This window comes from Treponema denticola, from assembly GCF_024181645.1.
Lineage (GTDB): Bacteria > Spirochaetota > Spirochaetia > Treponematales > Treponemataceae > Treponema_B > Treponema_B denticola_A.
Genome location: NZ_CP058624.1, coordinates 1,381,563 through 1,406,421 on the forward strand (window position 1 = coordinate 1,381,563; position 24,859 = coordinate 1,406,421).

General features: G+C 36.1%; 25 protein-coding genes. 15 read left to right on the top strand and 10 right to left on the bottom strand.

Annotated elements, in window-relative coordinates; translation table 11 throughout:
* The first annotated feature begins 25 nt into the window (after positions 1 to 25).
* The 3 genes from HO345_RS06555 to HO345_RS06565 are packed head-to-tail and all read left to right on the top strand — an operon-like array spanning position 26 to position 1,902.
* Positions 26 to 643: a V-type ATP synthase subunit E gene (locus tag HO345_RS06555; RefSeq protein WP_002677944.1), complete on the top strand. Its 618-nt coding sequence runs from the start codon at positions 26 to 28 to the stop codon at positions 641 to 643.
* Positions 644 to 646: 3 nt separating this feature from the next.
* Complete coding sequence (locus tag HO345_RS06560) at positions 647 to 1,198, top strand: DUF2764 domain-containing protein (protein WP_253684564.1); 552 nt, start codon at positions 647 to 649, stop codon at positions 1,196 to 1,198.
* A gap of 26 nt (positions 1,199 to 1,224) precedes the next feature.
* Positions 1,225 to 1,902 carry a YoaK family protein gene (locus tag HO345_RS06565; RefSeq protein ID WP_253684565.1) on the top strand — a complete coding sequence of 226 codons (678 nt, stop codon included), beginning with the start codon at positions 1,225 to 1,227 and terminating at the stop codon, positions 1,900 to 1,902.
* Here the strand turns inward: HO345_RS06565 and HO345_RS06570 are convergent.
* The 5 genes from HO345_RS06570 to HO345_RS06590 form a co-directional block, all read right to left on the bottom strand.
* Complete coding sequence (locus HO345_RS06570) at positions 1,880 to 2,257, bottom strand: PIN domain-containing protein (protein ID WP_253684566.1); 378 nt, start codon at positions 2,255 to 2,257, stop codon at positions 1,880 to 1,882. The two genes, HO345_RS06565 and HO345_RS06570, sit on opposite strands and share 23 nt — an antisense overlap.
* Positions 2,244 to 2,453 carry a hypothetical protein gene (locus HO345_RS06575; RefSeq protein ID WP_253684567.1) on the bottom strand — a complete coding sequence of 70 codons (210 nt, stop codon included), beginning with the start codon at positions 2,451 to 2,453 and terminating at the stop codon, positions 2,244 to 2,246. The genes HO345_RS06570 and HO345_RS06575 overlap by 14 nt, the downstream gene beginning before the upstream one ends.
* A 186-nt stretch (positions 2,454 to 2,639) precedes the next feature.
* A complete protein-coding gene (gene coaD, locus HO345_RS06580) occupies positions 2,640 to 3,122 on the bottom strand; it encodes a pantetheine-phosphate adenylyltransferase (protein ID WP_002668745.1) in 483 nt (160 codons plus the stop codon).
* Between the two features lie 58 nt (positions 3,123 to 3,180).
* Positions 3,181 to 3,483 (bottom strand): DUF2442 domain-containing protein, encoded by a 303-nt coding sequence (locus tag HO345_RS06585; protein ID WP_253684568.1) that lies wholly within the window; start codon positions 3,481 to 3,483, stop codon positions 3,181 to 3,183.
* 16 nt (positions 3,484 to 3,499) lie between these two features.
* The gene (locus tag HO345_RS06590) at positions 3,500 to 3,760 is read right to left on the bottom strand and encodes a DUF4160 domain-containing protein (RefSeq protein WP_253684569.1); all 261 of its coding nucleotides are present in this window, start codon (positions 3,758 to 3,760) and stop codon (positions 3,500 to 3,502) included.
* 291 nt (positions 3,761 to 4,051) lie between these two features.
* Between HO345_RS06590 and HO345_RS06595 the strand changes: the two genes are divergently transcribed.
* The 11 genes from HO345_RS06595 to HO345_RS06645 all read left to right on the top strand — a co-directional run bounded on the left by HO345_RS06595 (position 4,052) and on the right by HO345_RS06645 (position 16,972).
* Positions 4,052 to 4,714 (top strand): HD domain-containing protein, encoded by a 663-nt coding sequence (locus HO345_RS06595; RefSeq protein ID WP_253684570.1) that lies wholly within the window; start codon positions 4,052 to 4,054, stop codon positions 4,712 to 4,714.
* Between the two features lie 77 nt (positions 4,715 to 4,791).
* Positions 4,792 to 6,660, top strand: coding sequence for a hypothetical protein (locus HO345_RS06600; protein WP_253684571.1), 1,869 nt, complete (start codon positions 4,792 to 4,794; stop codon positions 6,658 to 6,660).
* Between the two features lie 34 nt (positions 6,661 to 6,694).
* Positions 6,695 to 8,566, top strand: coding sequence for a ribonuclease catalytic domain-containing protein (locus tag HO345_RS06605; protein WP_253684572.1), 1,872 nt, complete (start codon positions 6,695 to 6,697; stop codon positions 8,564 to 8,566).
* Between the two features lie 13 nt (positions 8,567 to 8,579).
* On the top strand, positions 8,580 to 10,049 hold the full coding sequence (locus HO345_RS06610) for an NAD(P)H-hydrate dehydratase (protein WP_253684573.1): 1,470 nt from the start codon (positions 8,580 to 8,582) through the stop codon (positions 10,047 to 10,049).
* Between the two features lies 1 nt (position 10,050).
* Positions 10,051 to 12,039 carry an excinuclease ABC subunit UvrB gene (uvrB, locus tag HO345_RS06615; RefSeq protein ID WP_253682149.1) on the top strand — a complete coding sequence of 663 codons (1,989 nt, stop codon included), beginning with the start codon at positions 10,051 to 10,053 and terminating at the stop codon, positions 12,037 to 12,039.
* Positions 12,040 to 12,151: 112 nt separating this feature from the next.
* On the top strand, positions 12,152 to 12,772 hold the full coding sequence (locus HO345_RS06620; RefSeq protein WP_253682150.1) for a TetR/AcrR family transcriptional regulator: 621 nt from the start codon (positions 12,152 to 12,154) through the stop codon (positions 12,770 to 12,772).
* Between the two features lie 12 nt (positions 12,773 to 12,784).
* Positions 12,785 to 14,956 carry an ATP-binding cassette domain-containing protein gene (locus HO345_RS06625; protein ID WP_253682151.1) on the top strand — a complete coding sequence of 724 codons (2,172 nt, stop codon included), beginning with the start codon at positions 12,785 to 12,787 and terminating at the stop codon, positions 14,954 to 14,956.
* Positions 14,957 to 14,970: 14 nt separating this feature from the next.
* Positions 14,971 to 15,549: an MptD family putative ECF transporter S component gene (locus tag HO345_RS06630; RefSeq protein WP_253682152.1), complete on the top strand. Its 579-nt coding sequence runs from the start codon at positions 14,971 to 14,973 to the stop codon at positions 15,547 to 15,549.
* Positions 15,550 to 15,624: 75 nt separating this feature from the next.
* Entirely contained in the window at positions 15,625 to 15,936 is a 312-nt protein-coding gene (locus HO345_RS06635) for an ABC transporter transmembrane domain-containing protein (RefSeq protein ID WP_301338718.1), read from the top strand.
* Positions 15,937 to 15,949: 13 nt separating this feature from the next.
* A complete protein-coding gene (locus HO345_RS06640) occupies positions 15,950 to 16,312 on the top strand; it encodes a nuclear transport factor 2 family protein (RefSeq protein ID WP_253682153.1) in 363 nt (120 codons plus the stop codon).
* Between the two features lie 90 nt (positions 16,313 to 16,402).
* On the top strand, positions 16,403 to 16,972 hold the full coding sequence (locus tag HO345_RS06645) for a DJ-1/PfpI family protein (RefSeq protein ID WP_253682154.1): 570 nt from the start codon (positions 16,403 to 16,405) through the stop codon (positions 16,970 to 16,972).
* 276 nt (positions 16,973 to 17,248) lie between these two features.
* On the opposite strand, the gene HO345_RS06650 is transcribed toward HO345_RS06645, so the two are convergent.
* Genes HO345_RS06650 through HO345_RS06670 form a run of 5 tightly spaced genes read right to left on the bottom strand, consistent with a single transcriptional unit; the run spans position 17,249 to position 23,648 of the window.
* On the bottom strand, positions 17,249 to 18,673 hold the full coding sequence (locus HO345_RS06650; RefSeq protein WP_253682155.1) for an ABC transporter ATP-binding protein: 1,425 nt from the start codon (positions 18,671 to 18,673) through the stop codon (positions 17,249 to 17,251).
* A gap of 13 nt (positions 18,674 to 18,686) precedes the next feature.
* Positions 18,687 to 19,493 carry an energy-coupling factor transporter transmembrane component T family protein gene (locus tag HO345_RS06655; RefSeq protein ID WP_253682156.1) on the bottom strand — a complete coding sequence of 269 codons (807 nt, stop codon included), beginning with the start codon at positions 19,491 to 19,493 and terminating at the stop codon, positions 18,687 to 18,689.
* A 3-nt stretch (positions 19,494 to 19,496) separates the two neighbouring features.
* The gene (locus tag HO345_RS06660; RefSeq protein WP_253682157.1) at positions 19,497 to 20,096 is read right to left on the bottom strand and encodes an MptD family putative ECF transporter S component; all 600 of its coding nucleotides are present in this window, start codon (positions 20,094 to 20,096) and stop codon (positions 19,497 to 19,499) included.
* A gap of 19 nt (positions 20,097 to 20,115) precedes the next feature.
* Positions 20,116 to 21,861, bottom strand: a complete 1,746-nt coding sequence (locus HO345_RS06665) for an ABC transporter ATP-binding protein (protein ID WP_253682158.1) — start codon at positions 21,859 to 21,861, stop codon at positions 20,116 to 20,118.
* Entirely contained in the window at positions 21,861 to 23,648 is a 1,788-nt protein-coding gene (locus tag HO345_RS06670; RefSeq protein WP_253682159.1) for an ABC transporter ATP-binding protein, read from the bottom strand. The genes HO345_RS06665 and HO345_RS06670 overlap by 1 nt, the downstream gene beginning before the upstream one ends.
* Positions 23,649 to 23,847: 199 nt before the next feature.
* Between HO345_RS06670 and HO345_RS06675 the strand changes: the two genes are divergently transcribed.
* Positions 23,848 to 24,795, top strand: coding sequence for a helix-turn-helix domain-containing protein (locus HO345_RS06675; RefSeq protein ID WP_253682160.1), 948 nt, complete (start codon positions 23,848 to 23,850; stop codon positions 24,793 to 24,795).
* Positions 24,796 to 24,859 lie beyond the last annotated feature (64 nt).

Below are 24,859 nucleotides of genomic sequence, written 5' to 3' on the forward strand. Positions count from 1 at the left end.
GCATAACTTTGTTAAGGAGACATATATGGAAGTTCAGTTACAAGAGCTTGTTGATAAGATAAAAAAAGACGGAGTTGCCGCTGCCGATGAAAAAGCAGCTGAAATTATCAGAGCAGCAGAGGAAAAAGCAAAAAATATTATCGAAAAAGCCGAAGCCGAAGCTCAGGAAAGCGTAAAAAAGGCAGAAGCTGAAGCTCTCAGATTCCAAAAAGCTGCCGAATCTTCAATAGACCAAGCCGGCAGAAATACACTAATTTCATTCAGACAGGGTCTTTTAAATGAACTTAATGCTATTATAAAAGCTGAAACAGCCAAAAATTACGATTCCGCAGTTCTAAAAAATCTTATTCCCGAAGCAGTCAAGGGCTGGGTAAAAACCGGCAATACCGAGAATTTATCCGTAATTCTTGCAGACAAGGACCTTAAAGAGCTTGAATCCTCTTTAAGTGCAGCCTTAAAAGATCATATTGCTAAGGGCATGGAACTTAAAGCCGACAGCAAGATATCAGGAGGATTTAGAATCGGTACTAAGGACGGAGCGGCTTATTACGACTTCTCGGCAGAAGCCGTTGCAGATTTGTTCTCGTCATATCTAAGCCCCAAAACGGCCGAAATTTTAAAGAATGCGGCAAAGGAGCTTTAAAAGGTGGCCTCCTACTATTATTTGACGGCTCAACTGCCTTCAATTTTTCCTAATCTACAGCCTCCTATGAGCTTTAAAGCCTTTAAAGAACTGGCTTTGCGTTCTCTTTCAAAAAAAGATGCTCAAATTTTGGAAAATCTATCCCTTGAGCCTCCAAGAGAAGAAAAAAGCACGGGCTCCGACTATTTGGATAAGTGGTATGAGTTTGAGCGTTCTCTTAGAATAGCCCTCGAGCAGGTACGCTCGGCAAAGCTAAAATGGGAAGCTCCTATTTCCTATGACGAAAGAGTTTTGCTTTCTTCGGCTTTTACACCTGTACAAATTGCAAGAACAGCAGCTTCAATTCAAAGTCCTCTTGAGGCCGAAACTTTTTTGGATAATGCTAGGTTTCAGGCAGCCGATACGGTAAGAGGAGCCGAAAATTTCTCTTCCGACGGAATTTTTGCCTACGCTGTTAAGCTCCTTTTGAGGGAAAGAGCCTCCAGATTCGAAATGGAAAAAGGAAAAGAAGAATATTCTTCAATATACAATACTATCCTCGATGAAGAAAAATAAGCGGATTTTAGGCAGATAGGTTAGTTATGTCCGACACCTTAAAAGACCGGCGATTTAAAATCTGGATAGCCTTTTTAACTTTCTTGTCGGGTTTTATAAATGTAGGAGCAATCCGCAGTTTTTCTTTGCCTGTAAGTCATCATACGGGGAATGTAAGTCATCTTGCCATTTCAATTGCACACAAAAACATAGCGGAAGTTTTTATAATCTGTTCGGCGATTCTTGCTTTTTTTGCGGGAGCTTTTTTTTCGGGACTTTTATTCCACCAAAGAAAATTCGGATTAAAGAAAAGATACGGCATTTTGCTGATGGGCCTGGCTATGATATTTTTAAGTTTGGCATTGCTTAAAACACCCCAAATCCTCAAAGTATCTGCCCTAAGCTTCGCAGCAGGAGTTCAAAACGCCATGTTTATCTTCTATGGAGACATCCTTGTAAGAACCACCCACATAACAGGCTACCTTACAGACGCAGCCTTTGCCCTAGCTATGTGCCTTAGGGGCAAAAAAGACAAATTCCGATTTTTTTTGTTTTACAGCCTCAATATTCTTTTTTTCTTAGCCGGAGGAATTATAGCAGGCCTCATCAAAATCAGCTCATTTTTTATAGTTTCGGCCTGTCTTTATCTTATTGCGGGTCTTTACTATTTTATGATGAGGAAAAAGGGAAATAAAAATATCTCTATAACAAAACCGGTTCAATGAGTACCAAATTAAGGCCGGAAATCTGTCTAAAACTTTTATCTGCAGTAATTAGGGGAAGGTCATAAGCTATTGCTGTAGCTGCAATAATAGCATCAGGAAGTTTTATTTTACAAATGCGGCGTAACATAATCGCATGATTTTTTATTTTTTCCGATAATTCTAAAACAATACAATCATTTATAAAAGACCTTATACATTTTTCATCAGCATCCGTCATGCCGGAAAAAGAAAGTATTTCCATTTCCGAAATAATTGAGATACCCAGCCTTTTTGAAATATACGGCTTCATGCATAGATTACCTGAAAGCAGATAAATAATAGCATTTGTATCTGCTATGTAATCAATTCCATTCATTACGCATTTCCTTCTGTATTTCAAGTGCATCTTTATTTATTTTTATACTTCCAAAATATTTAGATAAATCATTATGTTTAGTCTCATACATATTTTTTTTGTGACGGTATAGCAAATAACCAATATACTCCTCAATATCTGCAAGACATTCATTAGGAACAGATTTTATCTGTTCAAATATTGTTTCATAGATCATACTTGCCTCCCTATTGGAACTATATATTTTATTATAACAAAAATCTTACTATTTTTCCATGTTTTGTCAAATAAATATGAGTATTTTTTAGTCTCTTAAATAATCTTAAATCCGTTTGATTTTCCGGTATTATAAGAAGTCCAAAACCACCCTTTTGAGCAAAAGGACTTATCAACATAAACGGCTTTATATTTCCTCTATTTTTTCCTTTAAGGCCTTTTCGACTATGGGAGGAACCATACCTGAAAGATTTCCGCCAAAGGCTGCCAATTCTTTTATGGAGCTTGAACGCAATACAAAGTACTTTGTGTCGGGAACCATAAAAACGGTTTCTATCTTTTGGTTTAAACCCTTATTCATAACGGCTAGATCGAATTCATAGGAAAAATCGGAAACATTCCGAACACCGCGGATTAAAACATTGGCGCCGATTTTTTCGGCATAGTTTACTATCAGAGAATTCCAAGTATTTACAAAAACATTATCCCATTTTTGGGTCAGTTCTTCCATCATATGTTTACGCTCTTCACCCGAAAACAAATAGTTTTTATTGTTATTTACTGCGATTACTACATGTACTTCGGTGAATATCTTTTGAGCTCGTTCAATTACGTTTAAATGCCCAAAGGTGGGCGGATCAAAGGACCCTGCAAAAACAGCTTTTACCATTGGTCGACTCTAACATATTATAGCACCTTTAATCAAGCAGACAGGAAAAAGATAGAAATTAGGCTACAACAATCTCTGATGTATTATACTCATAGCTATTTTCATACATATATTCAGGAGAACAATCAATTTGTCCATCATTCCAAGTAACAATTCCATATTTTAACACAGGATTTTCATAAATTTCAGGTCTACTTAAAGGTTCAAAAACTTCTCCTTTCAAAATAGTTGAATCAAAAAGGCGGATTTGATTATTAGAGAATTTTATCATATAAACTCCGCTGTACATGTGTTTTATCTCGAGTACAGTAAGCATCGGCTCCGGATTATCTGAATATACAATTCCATTTTCTTCGTGCATTGCAAAACCTCCTTATTTAGGAATCTATTTTATCAAAATGCTTATTTTGAACAGCAAGATTCCATGCTGCGTATGCTTTTTCTTCATTTCTTTTAAGCCAATTCTGAACTGATTTTAACTGCTTTGCAGGCATTTCGCCGGCCAAAATTGTTCCATCAATAGCAACAGAAGCTCTAAATTCTCCATAGAAAACATGAACATGAGGTTTATTATGGTATTTTATATCATTGAACATTAGATATATTACAATGCCATCAAAACGTTTTAATTCAGGCATTTATAAACCTCCATTTATTTTGAATATAATTTCAACTCTATTGGCCTACTTTAACATATTATAGCATATTTAATCAAGCAGACAAAGAATATTTTAATCGTAGTTATGAGAAAAAATCAAGGTGTATTTATTGATGTTGATTGTTGAATTTTCCAAGGTATAATTTAACTTGCCGGGTTGAAGCGAGCCTTAGGTTTTATTTCCATAACAGAATAACTGCCGAATGCCGTCAAAGATAAGGGCATCATCAGTTCTCTTGAATTTTTCCGAGTATTTAATTATACTTCCGCCATGAAGTGCGAAATAAATAATATATTGATTGAAAAAACAAAGACCTTTCTAAAAAGAAAATTCGATGAGAGTAAATATTTAAGCGGACATCCCGAAGAAAAAGCATACCGGCTTGAACATTCTTACCGCGTTGCAAATATCGGCAAAGCGATAGCCGAAAAAGAAGATTTTTCCGTTACGGAAATGATAATTGCCTGTCTTCTCCATGATGTTTCTTACTGCGAAGAATTCTGCGGCAAAGAGGGTTGGCTTAACCATGGACGTAATGCGGCAAAAATTGCCCGGCCTTTTCTTAAAGAATTGGGATTACCTGAAGATAGGATTAACGATATATGCTACGGAATAGCGATCCATGTAGATGATAAAGCCGATTTTGACGGAGAGCGCACCCCATTTGCTCTAACGGTAGGAGATGCGGATAATATTGACAGATTCGATGTGTATAGGATTTATGAAACTCTGCATAACAACAATTTTAAAGATATGAATATTTCGCTCAAAAAAGATTATGTTGAAAAGAGACTCAATGAGCTTTACAAATTGTTAAACATGGAACTGGGAACAAAATCTGCACAAGAACTATGGAAAGAGAGGCTCGTATTTTATATTGAGTTTTACGAAAAACTAAAAGAGCAATTAAAAATAAGCGAGGATGTGTTTTAATCGATATGTATTGCCATTGATACAAAACCCAATGCGAAAATCTTGCTAAAAATCCGATATTGTGCTATTATATGCAAATGATGAAAAGAAAATTTATACGGAAACTTTGTTGTTTTACTCTCATTTTAACGATTTTTCAAGGCTATACTCAAGGTTTTGCCCAAGAAAATGACAAGTCAATTAAAGAAATACGAACCGAGGCCATGGATTTTTATCGAAACGAAATCTCGGCGGCCTCAATAAACGAAATATCCGGCGAAAATTTAGGAGTTTGGCAGGATGTGCTTAATGCCTCGCTTTTTATGCTCATAAGAAATAACGAGCTTTATCGAGGCAGAATGCGCCTTATAATTGAAGAAAGTCAAATAATCAAATGCGGAATTTATCCTGATGGAACAATTTTGATAAGTACGGGACTTTTCGATTACATAGAAGCTCGAATTGCCGAAAATCTAACAGTTTCTCCCCGCCGAATAAAAAACTTAAACATTGAAAGAGAAAAAATGCTTTCAGCCTTTTTAGCCCATGCAGCGGCATCTTTTGCCCTTGACAATAAGCTCGTCTATTTTTCGGACCCAAGGAGAAGCGGAGAAAAAAACAGCGAACTTTTAAAATCATACAATTTGACCGCCGACAGCTTTACCTTGATTCTTTTAAAACTCGCAGGTTACGATTCAAACATTTTTTATAACCATCTTGAAGACCTAAAAAGAATCCAAGCCGATCCTAATTACGCAAAAAAATTTGAAAGCTTTTTTACCGATAACTTTTCACCGCAACAGCGTATAAGCAATTTACTTAAACACAAGGATGAGGCAGAAGCCGTTGCCGATGAAATTTTCTATGTGCTTGATGCAGTCAGAAGTGATGATGAAAATGCTATCGAAGATGCAAAGCAAAGAGTTTCGGCCCTGCGGACAGCCTTTCCTAACAATATGTATTTTAAAAGATTGGCAGCCGTAACAGCACATAAAAAATGGGCATCAGGTATTTCAAATAAAGGACTTTTAACCGCCTATCCTGTAGCTGCACAAGATTCAAAAACGGCGAAACAAAATTATGAGATTTTAAATTTCGATCCCAAAAGTCTTTTGATAGATCAAAAAAACGAAGAAACGGAATCGATTCCGGGAAATATAAACGATTATGATGAAGCAGTAAGAGCATATAAAAGCTACCTAAATTCAATTGAAGAATCAGGAATGGAATCTTCATATTCAATGCTTCTTTTTTATTCTCCCAACATAAACGATAAAACGCAGGCTCTTTCTCTTGCCGAAAAAGCCTACTTAAGTGAAAACGGAACAGGAAGCCTAATTGCCGCATCGAACTATGCTTCCCTCCTCTACCTTTCTCAAAAAGATTTTACAAAAGCAAAACTCATTTTAGAGTCGATGATAAAAAATACAACTGCAAGCACTGACAGTCTTTTTTTAATTACAGGAAGCATAATAGATAAAAGAATTATTATCTTTAATTATGCAAGAATGCTTTTTGGTTTAGGTGAATCGGAAAAGGCATTAAAGGTTCGGGAGCAATTACGCAGTTTAATTTTCTCTATGGAAAAATACAGTCCTATAATTTTAAAAAAGATTAAGCTTGAAGATACCACAGATGATTTAATCGAATATTGGGGTAAACCTTCAGGAATAAAATATAATTATTTTTCTGAAAAGTGGTATTACGATTTTTTAAATGCCGAGGTTTCAATTTCAACTGCAACAAACAATAACATAGAAAAGATTTCGATTTTTGCAGATTCCAATTTATCGTTGCCCAATGATTTACGGGTAGGAGAAACAAAAAAGTCTTTTGAAAGTTTTTTCGGTAAACCGATTTATACGGCAGGAGATTGTGAAAACTATTTTTATAAGTCGAACAAGATTCAAGTTTTATATTTAAACGGATTTATAAGACAAATATCCATAACAAAACTTGAATTCTAAAATTATTGTAAACCGCTTATTTTGAGGAAGAAAAATGAATACAAATGCAATCGTCTTATATAAAAACCGTCCGGCTCTTATAAAAGGACAGGCTGACGGAAAATTTGAAATAGAAACGGAAACGGGCATCAAAAAGGTGCGCGAAAAAGATTTTTCCGTTTTGGCTCCAAATAATTCCTCATCGCTAAAAAACATTTTGACCGCAGCTTGTCCCGAACCTGACTTTAATGCAGCTGCCGACTTTTTTGAAGAAGGAACAGCCCTCTTCTCTGAAATAAGCGAATTGGTTTGGGAAAATTTAAATCCGGAACAAATGTGGGCAGCTTGGCTTTTAGTTTCGGCATCTCCTCTTTTTATTGCAGAAAGCCCTGACCTTCCGATTAAGATAAGAACAAAAGAAGAAGCTGAGGCCATAGCTGCTGCAGCACTAAAAAAAGAAACCGAAAAACAAGCGGAAGAACAAGAGCGGAAAGAATTTATAAGCAGCCTATCAAAATTTATAAAAGAAAAAAAGGAAGAAAATTTCGACTTAAAAAAATACTCTCATTTTTTGCAGGAAATAGAAGCCCTTGCCTTAGAAAAAACCGATAAGTCAAAACTTTTAAATGAGGCTCACTTAAAAGAAACTCCGGAATCTGCTCATAAAATTTTAATTAGTACGGGCTATTGGAAGATAGAAAAAAATCCCTACCCCACCCGCTTTAAGCATCCGTTAAATTCGCCTAGGCTGGAATTACCTCCTATTGAACACAACAAAAAATACGAAGATCTGACTCATCTTACCTCCTATGCAATCGACAACGAAGGCAGCACCGATCCGGACGATGCCGTATGCTTTGACGGAGAAAACTTATGGATTCACATTGCAAACCCTGCTGACATAATTACACCCGATTCCAAAAGCGATATGGACGCAAGAAAGCGGGGAGCGACCCTTTACATTCCTGAAGGCGTATCCCGAATGTTGGGAGAATCGGCAGTCGATGCCTTTGCCCTCGGCCTACATGATGACTCTTATGCCCTGTCGTTTAAACTTAAGCTAAATGACTCGGCTGAAATTCTCGATGTAGATATTTTGCGTACCAAAATAAAAGTAAGCTGTATAAGTTTTGAAACGGCCGATGAAGAAAAGATGAATACAAACCTAAAACCTCTTTTTGAAATAGCCGAAAAAAACAGAAAGAAACGGGAAGCTGCAGGAGCTGTTTCGATAGACATGCCGGAAGTTCAAATCAAGGTAGAAACCGAAAATGACAACCAAAAAGTTTTTATAAGCCCGTATAATTTTACGGAATCTTTTTTGATGATAAAGGAAATGATGCTCCTTGCAGGAGAGGCCGCCGCCCGCTTTGCTTTTAAAAATAATATTCCGTTTCAGTATGTAAGTCAGGAAGCTCCCGAATTACCGAAAAAACTTCCCGAAGGCCTTGCGGGCGAATACCGAAAAAGAAAAGCTATGAGGCCGAGAAATGTGGGTACAATTCCTGCAATGCATTCAGCCCTAGGAATTGCAATGTACAGTCAAATTACAAGCCCCCTCCGCCGCTATGGAGACTTGGTTGCCCATCAACAGCTTTTAAAATTTATCGACGGAAACGAGGTAATGAAAACCGATGACCTTCTTATGAGAATAGCGGCGGGAGACATTGCAGGCAAAAATTGTTCCTATGCTGAAAGAGCCTCGCGTCAACATTGGACTCTGATCTATCTATTACAAAACCCTGACTGGCAAGGAGAAGCCGTAATTTTGGAAACAATAAAAAACACTGCACGCATTTCCATTCCGTCTATCGGCTATGAAACCGAGATGAGGTTAAAAAAAGAATTATCGATTAACGAACGCATAAATGTAAAAGCCGAGGATATAGATATTCCGAATCTGACTGTAAGATTTGTGCAGGTGTAAAGGAAAAGAACTTATGCAAAATGTTTTTTATTCTTTAAGGGAATTGGATAAAAGAGCCGAAGAAGATTTTAATTTAAAAAACGGAATTTTAATGGAAAACGCAGCCCGCGGTTCCGCGGAAAAAATTAAAAATCTTTTTCCGTTAAAAAAAGAAGATGCAAAAAAAACTATACAGATTGTCTGCGGTTCAGGCGACAACGGCGGAGACGGGCTCGCCCTTGCAAGAATCTTAGCCGATGATTTTAATATTCATGTCATAATTTTAAAAGAGCCGAAATCGGAACTATGTAAACTACAATACGAAAGATTAAAAGCCTTAAATATAAGGACAGCTAAAAACATCTTGCCCGAATCTGATATTCTTTTTGATGCATTTTTAGGCACCGGCTTAAAAGGGCTTTTAAAAGCCGAAGATAAAAAAACAATAGAGAAGATAAATAAGGTCAAGGCCTTTAAGATAGCCTGCGATATACCGAGCGGCTTAAACCTTGACGGAGAAGCAAGCCCCAATGCAGTTGTATGTAACAGGACCTTTTCGATGGGAGCATTAAAGCAGGCCTTTTATTCGGATGAGGCAAAGGATATTACGGGAAAAATCGAGGTGATAGACCTAGGCCTCCCCCGCTCCTCATACGAACAAAACGAAAAGTCCAATGTTTTTTTACTCGAAAAAGAAGATATGCTTCTCCCTTCAAGAAAAAAACAAAACACCCATAAGGGAAGTTTCGGTCATGCAGGAATAATTATAGGAGAAAAAAACGGAGCAGCACTTTTGGCAGCTTCTGCCTCCTTGGAATTCGGTGCAGGTCTTGTAACATTGATAGGAGAAAATCGGGAAAGGCCTAAAAACCTAAAAGCCGATTTTATGTATGACGGCAAATTTGAAGCCGGCAAATTCAATGTTAAAAAATTTACAAGCCTAGCCATAGGTCAAGGCCTTGGAAGAAAAAATGATGAACTTTTTTCTATCCTGAAAACAAAGGTTGCACAATCAATGCCAATGGTCTTAGATGCGGATATCTTTTATTATGCCGAACTAAAAAAAATATTACCCAAATTAAGCTCTGCCGTTTTAACTCCTCACCCAAAAGAATTTTCTTCGCTTTTAAATATCGCCGGTTTGGAAAATTTAAGCATTGAAGAAATACAAAAAAAACGATTTCCATTGGCCTTAAGTTTTTCAAAAAAATTTCCTAAGCTTGTACTTGTACTAAAGGGAGCTAATACCTTAATAGCCCATAACGGAAAAATATTTATCAACACTCTGGGCTCTCCCTCTCTTTCAAAGGCAGGCTCAGGCGATGTGCTTACAGGCCTTATATGCTCCCTATTGGCCCAAGGCTATAAGCCTCTTGATGCTGCAATTACGGGGAGCCTCGCCCACAGCCTTGCTTCTCAAAATGCAGGAGCAAGCTATAGCTTAACGGCAAGCAAGCTCATTAAAAATTTGGAAAAATTAGAAGCGGCACGGCAGGTAAAATAATATGAAGCAGTTTAAACTTATTTCGGATTATAAACCTTCAGGAGATCAGGGAGAAGCTATCAAGGCTCTTTCAGACGGAATAATTGCAGGCGACAAATTCCAAACGCTCAAAGGTGTTACGGGATCGGGAAAAACTTTTACAATGGCAAATATTATTCAAGCCGTACAAAAGCCGACCCTAATCATAAGCCACAACAAAACCCTTGCCGCCCAGCTTTACAGGGAATTTAAAACCTTTTTTCCGGAAAATGCCGTCGAATACTTCGTATCTTATTACGACTACTATCAACCTGAAGCCTATGTTCCCGCACGCGACCTTTATATAGAAAAAGACGCTTCAATAAATGACGAGATCGACCGCCTCCGCCTATCGGCAACATTCAGCCTTATGGAACGCCGAGATGTAATCGTCGTTTCCACCGTTTCCTGTATTTACGGTTTGGGGCTTCCCGAATCATGGCGGGACTTGCGCATAACCATAGAAAAGGGTGCAAACATCGAAATCGAAAAATTAAAAAAACAGTTGATAAGTTTGCAATACGAAAGAAACGATGCAGTCCTTGAAAGAGGCCGATTCCGCGTAAAAGGCGACGTTATGGAAATTTTTCCGGCCTACATGGAAGATGCCTACCGCCTTGAATTCGATTGGGAAGAAATTGTGCGTATCAGAAAATTCAATCCGATTTCGGGTGAGGTAATACAGGAATACGAAGAGCTTTCCATTTATCCTGCAAAACACTTTGTAATGCCCGAAGATGCAATCCCCAATGCTCTTGAAAGAATAAAAAATGAATTGGAAGAAAGACTGAATGTTTTAAATAAAGAAGAAAAACTCCTTGAAGCAGAAAGGCTAAAAACCCGCACCGAATACGATATCGAAATGCTTTCCGAAATGGGTTATTGCCCCGGCATCGAAAACTACTCGGCCCCAATCGCAAACCGGAAACCAGGAGAGCCTCCCGCTACCCTCTTTCATTATTTTCCCGATGACTTTCTATTGTTCATGGATGAAAGCCATGTAACATTTCCTCAAGTGGGAGCAATGTACGAAGGCGACCGCAGCCGCAAACAAAATCTTGTAGACTTCGGTTTCCGTCTTCCGTGTGCTTTAGATAACCGCCCCTTAAAAATTGCCGAGTTTGAAAAGATGCTGAATCAGGCCGTTTTTGTTTCCGCAACCCCCGGCCCTAAAGAAATAAAATACTCTACCCGCATTGTTGAGCAGGTAATACGCCCTACAGGCCTTTTGGATCCGATAATCGAGATTCATAAAAGCGAAGGGCAGATGGAGCATATTTACGGGGAGGTAAAAAAACGTATTGCCCTAAACGAACGCAGTCTCATTTTAACTCTTACAAAAAAAATGGCGGAAGACTTAACCGATTATCTTACAGGGCTCGGTCTCAAAGTAAAATATATCCACAGCGAAGTTGAAACGATTGAACGTGTCGAAATTCTAAAGGGCTTGCGTGCAGGGGAATTTGATGTGCTTATAGGAATCAACCTTTTAAGAGAGGGCATCGACTTACCCGAAGTTTCTTTTATCGGAATTCTCGATGCAGATAAGATAGGCTTTTTGCGTTCTACTACAAGTCTTATTCAGATTGTAGGACGGGCAGCCAGAAACGAAAACGGTAAGGTAGTTATGTATGCCGACAGGATAAGCGATGCCATGAAAGAAACCATAGAAGAAACAAACCGTCGCCGTGCTATTCAGGAAGCCTATAACAAGGAACACGGTATAACACCCAAGACAATCAAAAAAGCGATTGAAGATATTTTAACGCGGGAAAATGAAATTAAAAAAGAAGCAGCCCTTGCAGAAGCCGGCCCCCTCATCAACAGCCTAAATATTTTAAACCCTGCCGACAGAAAAAAACTTATCAAAAAACTAGAAGCTCAAATGGCCGAATATGCCGACATGCTCATGTTTGAAGAAGCAGCAGTCATAAGAGACAAAATAGAAGAAGTAAGAAGAATAGGAAGTTAAGGAGAAATAAAATCTAAAATTTATAATATAAAACACGATTAGGGGCTTGTCAAAAACAATCAATAATGCTATAATCGATAACAGAATTATTGATTGTAGCATCCGGAGATATATGGCTAATAAAAATCATGAATTGGATAAGCCGATAATTGAAGCGGCAAAACAAGAATTCTTAAAGAACGGATTTCAAGAAACCTCTATCAATATAATTGCCCAAAAAGCGGGAGTTACAACAGGAGCAATATATACTCGTTATAAAGGCAAAGATGAACTTTTTTGCAGTCTTATGGAAGATTTTTTTAAATCGATAAATGACACAAGATTAAAAAACAAATCATTATATATGAACTATTATACGGATAAAAATTTTAATAATTTTATTAAGAGTATATTAAAAGAAACAGCCGACTATATAGATATTTTGTTTAATTATTATGACGAATGTAAACTATTATTATGCTGCAGTAACGGCAGCTCTATAGAAAAAAAACTTCATAAGATAATAAACAATAAAATAACTGAAACAAAACAATTTATCAAAAAAAATACATCTTCAAATATCAGTGATGTGCAATTAGATTTTGTAGAATTAGTGATGCAGCAGCACCTTAATGCATACTCGATGATCATAAAAAAAGGATATGATAAAGAAGAAACTATTGAGTATATAAAAACAATGGGAGAATTTATTGCTGCAGGCTGGAAAAAGATTTTCAAAAATCTTTTAAAATAAGGAATCATAGGTATGGACGATATAAATGAGGGACTTAAATCTATTTTAGATTTTAAAATCAGTTTTTCTTATAATGCAAAAAACGGAAAAGCAATAAAGGATATACGGGGAATTATACCAAAAGGAAAGTGTATTGTACTTTGCGGAGAAAGCGGCTGCGGTAAATCAACAATTTTAAGATGTTTAAATCATTTAATCCCGGAATTTTATGAAGGAATATTTGAAGGGTTTATTAAGATAGACGGGGAAGACAGTGTAAACAAAACAATCGGAGAAGTAGGAAATAAAATTTCATCGGTTTTTCAAGACCCCAGAAGTCAGTTTTTTTCTTTAGAAAGTGATATTGAAATTGCTTTCGGCTTAGAAAACAAGGGCATAAATTCAAACGAGATAAAAAAAAGAGTCGATAATGCTTTTTTAAAATTCGGATTAGAATATTTAAGAAATAGAGAGGTGTTTAAACTCTCAAGCGGAGAACGCCAACTTATTGCAATAATGGCAGCATGGGCTATGAACTCCGATATTATTTTACTGGACGAACCCACTGCAAATTTGGACTATACGGCAATAAAAAAATTAACGGAACTTTTATTACTCTTAAAGAAAGAAGGCAAGACTCTTATCATAAGTGAACACAGGCTATATTATCTGCATGATTTAGCTGATGAATACTGGCTTATAAAAAACGGTTATATTTTTGAAAAATATGATAAAGATATATTTTTAAAACTCTCACAAAACGATTTAAAAAATATCGGCTTAAGAGTTAATGACATAAATCAAATAGAAATGCATCCAAAAAAAGAGGAATTTTATAATCAAGAAAATGTATTGGAAGTTAAAAACATTTCTTTTAAATACGGCAAAAAAAGAATCCTTAATGATATATCTTTTAAACTTAATTCTAATGAAATTACCTGTATTATAGGACAAAACGGTGCAGGAAAAACAACATTAGGAAAATGCTTGTGCGGTTTATTAAAACCTACACAAGGAAAAATATACCTTAATGGAAAGGCTATGAAATATGATGATTTATATCGAAACAGTCTTTTTATAATGCAGGAGTCGGAATTCCAATTTTTTACAAATTCGGTAATCGGAGAACTTAAATACGGTATAGACAGTTCCAAATACGATGAGATAGAACCCTTATTAAAAGAATTTGACATGTGGGGCCTTAGAAACAGACATCCTTTTTCGCTTTCAGGCGGACAAATGCAAAAACTTACATTGATGACAGCATATTTATCAAGCAAAAAACTGATTATTTTAGATGAACCTACCTCAGGACTTGATAAATGGAGTATGGATTTATGTGTAAAGCTCATCAATAAAATGAAAAAAGAAAAAATTGTTTTATTGATAAGCCATGATTTGGAATTCGTTGCAGCCGTTGCCGAACAATATTTAAAAATAGAAGACGGCATAATACAACAAACATGCAAGCTAAAAGATATAAAAACTCTTATAACAATATTAGACAACAGCTCTTCCCAACACAGTGAAATCAAATTAAAAAAGGACAAACTATTAGATCCGCGAGTCAGCTTGTTCTTTTTAGGTCTTTGTATGTTTTCAATCGGAATAGATAATAAGATCCTAATTCAAACATACAGCTTAGTTTTATTAATATTTTCGCTTATCAACAAAAGGCATAAAACTTTTTTTATATATTTAATTATTTTATGTCTTATTTACGGACTTGAAATACTATTTCCCAATACAGCCACCATATTTATGGCAAATCTATTGCCGAGATATATTTTAATATTTATGATCTTCCCTGTTCTTCTTGGAGGAAGAGGAGCAACCAATATGCTGGCAGGTTTAAGAAAAATCAGAGTACCGGAAAGGTTGATACTGATTCTTTCCGTTTCGTTTCGATTTTTTCCGGTACTCAACAATGATTTTAAATTACTAAAACAATCAATAAAAAACAGAAAAAATTACGAAGAAAAAAACATATTAAAAAAAGCTTTTCTGCATTGCGAAGCTCTTATTACCTCAATTATATTTAGAGTAATAAGAATAGCAGAAACATTATCCGCTTCTGCAGAAACAAGGGGCATAAGCATGAAAAATAAAAAAACTTCATATATTGGATTGAAATTCGGAGTACAAGATTATTTTGTGATGATAGTCTTAGCTTCAGTTTCAGTTATAAATATATTTTTAAAATAAAAAGGAGATTCAAGATGAACAACGACAAATTAAAAGTGAAGGATGTTATCACAGTTACATTATTATCATTATGCAATATTTTGATATTTTCATTGGGTACATTTATGTATGCAACACCAATCACCATTCTTTTAACGCCCGTACTATACTCCCTATTACAAGGAGTAGTTTTTTATGTTATTGGAGTAAAGGTGAAAAAAAGAGGAGCATTTATAATCTATTCTTTTATTCAAGGCATTATTTCATTTTATCCGCCTTATATTTTAATGTTTATCCTCTCCGGTTTAATAGCCGAATTATTACTCTATAAAAAAGGATATGGAAATTTAAAGTATATCGGAATAAGCTATGTAATTCAACAAGCACTTGCATCTATAGGAAGCGTAATTTATCCTTATACAATTGCATTAAATAAGACTCTGGAGAAGATGAGCGAACAAGAACTGATAGGAAATATTACAAAAGCAGGAAAATTAATTTCTTCATGGGGTGCATTGATTTTATTAATTCTAGTAGTTTTTTCTGCAATAATCGGAGCTTATATAGGACAAAAAATAGTAAAAAAACATATTTTAGAAAAATCCATTGATTAGTAAAGAGTGAAAAATGAAATCTGAAAAAAATTACAGCTTTTTTAAAGAGATAAAAGAGTTTATAAAACCACGCTCATATCACACAAGGCAGCATATTTAACACTAAAAGATATAAGATGTGCAGTTTGCGATAAATTTATTAGAGTACCCATGGGATATTTTGATAAAAACTCCAGCGGGAAATTAAAAACAATAATGACAGACCGCATAGAAGATGTTGAAAAAACACCGGCACATTTATTACCGGAAATGACGGCAAATCTAATTATACCGGCAGCGATGATTATTTGGCTCAGTATCATTAATATTAAACTGACAGGAATAATCATGCTTTGGATTATAAATGGAATCTATAAAGGATTAGAAATTTTTAACGAATTTAATTAAGGAGAAAACACATTTGGATATAAAAAAATTTTGGAAAGCAATTGCGGAACAAGATGCCGAAAAAATACGTTCTTATTTTAATAAAACTGCAACTATCAGATGGCATAATACAAATGAGCAATTTACTTTAGAAGAATTTATCAAAGCTAATTGCGAATATCCCGGCAAATGGGAAGCGGAAGTTGAGAGGATCCAAAAAATAGAGAATCTAATCATTACTGCCGTAAAAGTATTCGGCAACGATACATCTGTTCACGCAACATCCTTTATAAAAATTGAAGATGATAAGATTGTTTCAATGGATGAATATTGGGGAGATGACGGCAAGCCTCCTCAATGGAGACTTGATATGAAAATAGGAACTGCAATTAGATAAGTTATGATAAATAGTTCGACAAAAATGGTGCCCCTCTGTTTATCTGCCGAGTTTGCCTTTCGGCAAACATCGCATTATGGGAGAAAATAAATGAAAAAAACGGCTGTATTGATTTATGAATCATATTGCAACTTTGAAATTAGTGTTGCTCTTGAAGGTTTAGCTTTAAAAAATAAAGAAATAGTAGTATTCGCCAAGCGGAAAGATTTATTTAAAAGCGAAGAAGGTTTAACTGTATCCCCGGATAAATCAATTGATGAAATAATTATTGATGAATATGACAGTCTTCTATTACCAGGTGCAACTGATATCAGATCTGCAATAGAAGATAAAGATATTTTAAACTTCATAAAAAAATTTAAAAATAAAATAATTGGAGCAATATCAATTGCACCTATCTTACTCGTAAAGGCCGACTTACTTAACGGAAAACCATTTATGGCAGGAGTGAATAAAGAAGACTTATTTGAAGAAGGATTTACAGCCGAAGAGCTTGACAAAATGAAAGGATGGGACGATTGTATAAAAAATCCTGTAGAAGATGGATATATTATAACAGATAAAATAGTTACTTCTATTGCATTTAATTTTGTAAAGTTTGGTCTTCAATTTTGTAAAATGCTTGACCTTGACATAGCGCCCAAAACTTTTGGATTGTAGTAAATATTTTTATCTATCCTACATCAGAAGAATTATATGATATGAAAGTAAAACTATTAGAACATCTTAAAAAAGCTTAATCATTTTTTTATAAATATACTAAATAAAATATACCGTAAATCATTATAATTTATACATGCTTGAAAATTATTCTCATCAATTGTTCTTAAGTTAATCATTGAATCTTACTATATATTCAAAACATGTATCTGTCAAGACGAGGTTTTATCGTCCGCATGAAAACTTAAAGCACTTCGCAAGTTGAACATACTTATATCATCGATTTTCATTCGTAATATATTTATGATACTGTATTTTCCCCTTACTCATGTATATAATGGTATCAGCGGCTTCTGCGGTAAACTCGATGTCATGTGTGATGACAATAATAGTTTTTCCTTTTTCTGCAAGATACCGGAACAAATCAGCAATGATTTTCATGTGGAACCCATCAAGCCCGCTGGTAGGCTCATCAAAGACAATAATATCCCGTCCGCTCAGATAAGCTATTCCAATAAGCAATCTTTGTTTTTGCCCTCCTGAAAGAACCTGAGGATTTGTATCAAGGGAAATTTTTAAATGTAGTTCATCAAGGCAGGCTTTTATTTTTTCATCGGTAAGCCTTTTATTTCCGATTTGAAATTCGTTTCTTATGGAGTAACCGTATAGCTGATAATCTATGTCCTGTCCTACAAAAAAGGTTCTTTGTAATCGCTCTTTTTTCTTTACCGGTGCCGTATCGATATACATACCGCCTTCCGTTTGCTTGTATAAACCGGTAATGATTTTGCAAAGACTGCTTTTCCCCGCTCCGTTTTCTCCTACAATAACATGAACCTTTCCGCTTTCTAAATTGAGGTCAACAGTTTCTAATATGCGATAACAATTTTTTATATAAGCAATCCCTTTGCAAGCAGCGAAAGAATTATCCCCATTAACCTTTTTATCTACATTTATTTTAGGTAAATTAAATTGCCTCAATCCAAGGTTTCTCAAATCAAAATTATTTAAAGAATGTATTTCATGCTTTGAAATGTCTTTTATAATCTGCCCGTCTTTCATTATAATTAAGCGATCTATTAATTTTTTTAAATAATGTAAACGGTGTTCGGAAATAACAACCGTACAGCCTTTTTCTTTGACTCTTTTTAAAAATTCGGCTAATCCGCTTGTCGCCGCACTATCTAAATTCGCAGAGGGTTCATCTAACACAAAGCCTTTAGGTTGTGTACAAAATACGGAGCCTATTGCAACTTTTTGCTTTTCTCCGCTTGAAAGATACATCATATCAGTATCTAAAATCTTTTCTATTTTGAGCTCCCTTATGGTTTCTTCAAGCTTCTTTTTCATCAAAACCCTATCTTCACAAGCGTTTTCCATAGCAATGACTAATTCATCTTTCACTTTTCTTGCTAAAAATTGACTTCGCGGATCTTGAAACACAGAGCCCCAATATTTTGAAAGCTCACCAATGCTCATATTCTTGGCATCTTTACCATATAACTCATATCTTCCCTGTACCGTACCGGAATAAAAATGCGGGCACAGTCCGTTTAATACACGTATAAGGGTCGTTTTTCCGCCGCCTGAAAGACCGGTAATGACAACAAACTCACCTTGATTGACTTTTATATTTATATTATTCAAAATCTGTGTTCTACCGTCATAGGAAAAAGAATAATTTTGCAGTTCTACCGCCATTTCCAACCCCATTTTATTCGTGCGGAGGGTTTAATACCCCGACGCTTGCGTCGTAACAAAGGGTATTAAAGCCGACTGCAACCACCTTATGAGAACAACATACCCCGACGCTTGCGTCGGGGTTGTTGATTTCTATAATTTTTAGGCAGATACAACCGGCTAATAACATTACCAATGCAACGCTATCCTCTTTTGTCCACTGAACTTCCGAAAAACTGACAATAGCATTGTTCACCTCAATTCCGCGAGTAAGTGCTGCCGCTGTTATTTCATCCGAAATACGCACGGTTCTGATAAGCAGCGGTATCAATGTTAAATAAAAATTTTTTGGTAAGTGAAAAACCGTGTTTAATAGCGATATTCCTATTCCTCTAAACTTTAAGGCACCCCGTATCGCTTTTAATTCATACTTAATCGTGGGTAAAAATCGTAATAACACAATAACTGAAATACCGAACCCTTTCGGTAAATGCAGCCGATGAAAAACTTCGAGAAGCATTCCCGGAGGTCTATCCGAAATTCCCGACACAAAAGAAAGCGGGATTAAAAGATGCCTTGTAACGGCTGCGAATAGCCATAAGGTTTGAAGTTTTGTTATTCCGACCGTAAGGTGAGAAAACAAAAAGAGCAGCAAAAAAATTAAAACAAAGGTGAATGCCTTTTTGTATTCTCTTTGAACTAAAATAAAAACTATGGAAACAGCAAACGCTGCTATAAAAGTAATTTCATTTTTATATGTCAAAACGGCTATACTGCCGGCAACGGCAAGAAAGAGGTTTACTCTTATATCGGGAATATATTTTTTGTTTTCTGCCGGCATACCTTATTTTTCTACCATTCCGCCGGAAATAAAATATCTATTCAATGCTCGATACCCGATTTGCGTACCCGCAATGGAGCCGATAGCAGTAAGAAGCATACCGATGCCTATATTTTCAGCACTATAAACTGCGAATATCGAATCAATATATTCTTGTGTCAATCCATTTGCCTGTAATCCTGCAATCATCGCATCTTTTTGCAAAAAAATAAGCACATTGGGAGCCAGCATTATCATCAAACCGAACAGTGTATACGCAATAGTTGCTTTTATTTTATTCTTATAGCCGTTGTTCCACAGGATAAGTTCCATAACCAAGCCTGCACCGGCTATCATTGCACTGATGATAATCATACTGTTTACAAAAAAATAGTACACGGCAAAAATAAACGAGAATATAAAAGCCGTTCCCAATTTAGGAGCCTTTGCTATCATCAAACAATAAATGATGCCGCATAATACCCCATCGATTCCGCCTACAAACCAAATAACAAATTTTAGATTTGTTATAAACGGCATTAATACTACCGTTTGTATGCCGATCATAATGGCGGTAAGCAATGTAATAAGGACAATATCCTTTAATCCGATTTTCTTATTCATTTGTATTCCTCCAGAAGCTCTATAATGAAATTTTCCATTCTTTTGATTTATTTTGTAGATACCACAGCCGTGTGTACAGGCCTTGCTTTTCCAACAGTTCGGAGTGCCTGCCTTCTTCCACAATGCAGCCCTTATCCAATACGATAATCTTGTCGGCGTTCTTTATGGTTTTTAAGCGATGGGCAATCATGATGACAGTTTTATCTTTAACCAGGTTTGATATGGCCTTTTGAACCAATACTTCATTTTTTGAGTCTAAGCTCGAAGTAGGCTCATCAAGTAATAAAATCGGTGCGTTTTTAAGAATTGCTCTGGCAATTGAAATCCTTTGCTTTTCACCGCCCGATAAGGTGGAACCGCCTTCACCTACAATGGTGTTATATCCTTCAGGCAGTTTTTCTATAAACTCATGACAGCCTGCCAGCTTGGAAGCGCGAATCATATCTTCTTCCGTTGCGTTTTTGTTTCCGAACATAATGTTTTCTCTTATGGTGTCATGGAAAAGATAGACCTCTTGCAGTACCATTGAAATATGTTTAAGCCACTGATCGGGATTTATTTCATTGAGTGAAACACCGCCGATTTTTATACTTCCTGAGTTTACATCCCAAAACCGTGCGATAAGTTTTAATATGGTGGATTTTCCTCCGCCGCTCGGCCCCACAATGGCGGTAAGAGAGTTTTTCTTAAAAATGCAGGATATATCATCAATAACATTTTTCCCTTGTAAATATGAAAAACTCGTATGTGCAAACTCAATATCGCCCAAATCTTTTACTTGTATTGACTTTTCACCGCTTAATTCTTTTTTCTTCATAACATTGTCGATTCTTGTTGCACTGACATACTGCATTCTAAGAACGGCGGTGTACCGAATCCATGTAAGAAGCGGACTTATAATTTTGGTGCCGATAATAATGATACTTAAAAATTCGGTTAAGCCTATTTCGCCGCCGACAATAAGATAGGTTCCGGCAAAACACATAAGCGGAAGACCTGCCCGTGCAAATGTTAAGGCAAAACCTAAAAAGGAGCCGCCCAATGTTTCTCCCCTTATGCTGATATCTTTTAGGTTTTTGTAGGCATCTTCAAGTTTGGAAAAACCCTTTCCTATTTGATTGTAGCTCCTAAGAATTTTCATACCGGAAAGATATTCATTGAGCGCTTCTGCAGTATTATCTTTTGCCGTTCTTGAGCTTACAATTAAGTTTCCCAATACCTTAAAAGAAATCAAAATAATAATTGCGGAAATCGGGAGTGCAATATAAAAGGCAAGCGCCATTTTCCAATTAAACCAAAACATAAAAACCGATGTTAAGATGCAGGAAAAAACAACACCGAACAATCCCGTAAAAGTGCCGACCATACCCTGCTCAATCGCTAAAAAATCTCCGGTAAATGTATTGATAAGTTCTCCGGAACGGGTTTTAGAAAAAAAACCGAGCGGTAATCTTTTTATTTTTTGAATAAAGTCTTTTTTGTTCTGTGCAGAGTTACGGGCACCGGGAAGAAAGGTTTTTAAAAAGGTAACCGTACTGACCGTCAACTGCAAAAGGAAAAACCCTGCAAGCCAGAGGGCTATATTCCAATATCCCTTATCAAAGATGATTGCAGGATTATTAAAATATGTAATAAAAAGATTAATTGCAAAATAAACCGCTACTGCCGGAAAACCGACGGTAAAGCCTTCCAAAAAATACCATATCACCGGTTCCGTCATTTGTTTGGGATGCCCCATTGTAAATTTTCTTATAAGTTCTTTCATTACAGTTCACCTCCCTTGCTTGCTATTTCCCATGTTTCCGCTTCAAACTGTAAATTCCACAGCGTTTTATATGCTCCGTCTTTTTCCATAAGGCTTTTGTGCGTGCCTTCTTCTATAATTTTTCCTTCTTTTAAAACAATAATCTTATCCGCATCCATAATGCTTTTCAGCCGGTGCGCAATGACAATGACCGTTTTATCTTTAATAAGATTTCTAATTGCTTCCTGTATCAAGTTTTCATTTTCCGCATCGGTATAGGCCAAGGCTTCGTCCAAAATAACTATTTTAGAATCTTTTAAAAAAGCCCGTGCTATCGAAATCCGTTGAGCTTCTCCGCCTGACAGCTTTATATTCCCCGAACCAATTAGGGTGTCATATTTATCGGGAAGGTTCATAATAAAATCGTGGCATCTCGCCTTTTTCGCCGCTTCGATTATCGTTTCAGCGGAGCAGTTTTTATTCATCGAAATATTGTTTCGTACCGTATCCGAAAAGATATGAGTGTCTTGGAAAACAAAGGCGATTTTTTCCATTAAGTCTTCCGTATCAAAGCTTTTTATATCCTTTCCTCCGATCTTTATACTTCCTTCATGCACATCCCAAAACCGTAAAAGCAGCTGCCCTATGGTGGATTTTCCGCTTCCCGATTCTCCGACCAAAGCAGTCATCTCATTTTCATTACAAGTAAATGAAACGGTATCAAGAGCTTGCTTCCGTAAGGGGTCTGCCTCACTTTGATACGAAAATGAAACCGAATCAAAATGCACTGCTGCTCCCTCTTCTTTTTCCTCATTGTTTTTTGCTTTAAAAACGGGCTCATTTAAAATACCGTCTATCTGCACAAGACCTGCTTTTGCAAAGTTGATTTGATTTGCATAATCTATACAGGTTAAAAGCGGGTCGTACAGTGCAGGCACGATAATCAATGCCATAATAACCGATAAAACCGTATCTCCTGCAGGATTTTTAAAAATCAAAAAACCGCCGACCGGAACGACAAAGCTAAGAAGAGATAGGATAATACTTTTATACATGCTCATAAAAAAAGCGGATCTTTTATAATTGGTTATTTCCCAGTCAAGACATCCGTCAAGGCTGTGCTCCAAATTTTTTGATATGCCGCCTGCCCGTCCAAACAGTTTTACTTCCGCCATTCCTTTTACATACTCTGAAAAATGACCGGTAATATCTGCCGAAAGTTTCATATAGTTTGCATATCTTTCTTTTGCTTTTTCTCCGCCAAAAATCAAAGCCTGAAAGAAAAAGGCAAGCACCACCGAAATGAGCACCGTAATTGCCATAAGCCAATTAAGATAGGCAATTCCTAATAAGAGTAACACCAGCACAACAAAGGAACCCGTCAAATCAGGCAGCATGTGAGCGATAACCCCTTCTAATTTTTCGATATTTTCATCCATTATTTTTTGAATGGAGCCGCTTGTGTTTTTGGAAAAAAAGCCGAGCGGTAATTTTCCTAAATGTTCCATCAGCTTAATTCGATACCCATATAAAATTTTAAATGCCACTCTATGGCAGCCCAAACTGCCTAAAAATGAAAAAATTAAATTACATAAAACGGCAGCACCTGCAACCATTATCCAAAAGAAAACGCCGTCCCTTTCTCCGCCGGTTAAAAATATTTTGCCTATAAAATATACCGATATATAGGGAACGGCATTGCATAACATTCCTACCGTAGATAAAAAAATGCTTGCAATAAGAAACGGTTTTCCTTTATTTGAATAATAAAAAACACTGTCGAATATTCCTTTTGATTTTTTATTCACAAAATGCTCCATTTCAAAAAACTCGGTTAGTCATCGCTAACTTATTTTACTACCTTATTCTAGCCGTTATAAGAATTTTTGTCAACAAGAATTTCTTCAAATAAGAAAGAAAATATAAAAATACTTGACTTTTTAAGTCAAATATACTATTATAATCTTCAAATAGAACAGAAAAACTTTAAAAAGAGAAGAGGTAAACATGCGTACGGTTGAAGATTATTGGGAGGACTTTGAACATTTCGGCTTTATCAAGCATTTAAAAGATGGAAGAAGGGATTATATATTGGATGAAGAAAAAGGCTCAGGCGGTTTTTCCATCTTGGGAGATACCGAAACGGCTGTGGCGACTATTTCCGATTGCACACTTTACCGGCCTCTTGTTATCAAGGCGGATAATGTAAATGAAAGAATTATCGAACTTGGGCAATATTACACCGGGCTCGCCTCTTATTATGAAAAAAAAGAAAAGTCTTGCGAATTTGAATACGGGCTTAACGCCTATGTCAATACTTTTAGTTTTTACGGATATAAGAGGATTGAACCTCATGTACGGTTTATCAATATAGGTTTCGGCTTTCGGGAAAAGTTTTTTTCTTCTTTGCCTATCACATTGGAAGAGGATTTTTTTGAAAGAGCAGCATGCGTACTTAATCCCGAACCGATTGTCATTCCGAAAATAACCGCAATTTGCAACAGTCTTAAAGAATGTACATTGGAAGGAGGAGCTTTAAAGCTCTATATTCAAGGTAAATGTTTGGAAGTTTTTTCTCTTCTATATGATTATATTTATAAAGCAAAACCGGCAATAAATGTGCACCTTTCTCAAAAAGACAAGGCCGTCCTTAAAGAAGTAAAAGCTTTTATCGAAGAACACTTTGCAGATCATGTTACGATTGCCGAACTTGCCAAAAAGTTTGCCATCAATCAGCAAAAACTGGTAACCGGTTTTAAAGATTGTTTTAACGCGACAATAAACGGATACACTCAAAAAATAAGAATGACAAAGGCCCTCGAACTCCTTTATGATGATAGCTTATCCATTATAGAAATAGCACAAGCGGTCGGCTATTACGGAGACGGCTATTTTCAAAAAGCCTTTAAGGAAACCTACGGCATTACGCCCAGCCGCATGCGGAAGGATTTGTAATTTGATTTTTATACGGGAACCTCGAAAAACTTCAGTTTTTCGAGGTTTTCCTTGATTTTCATTT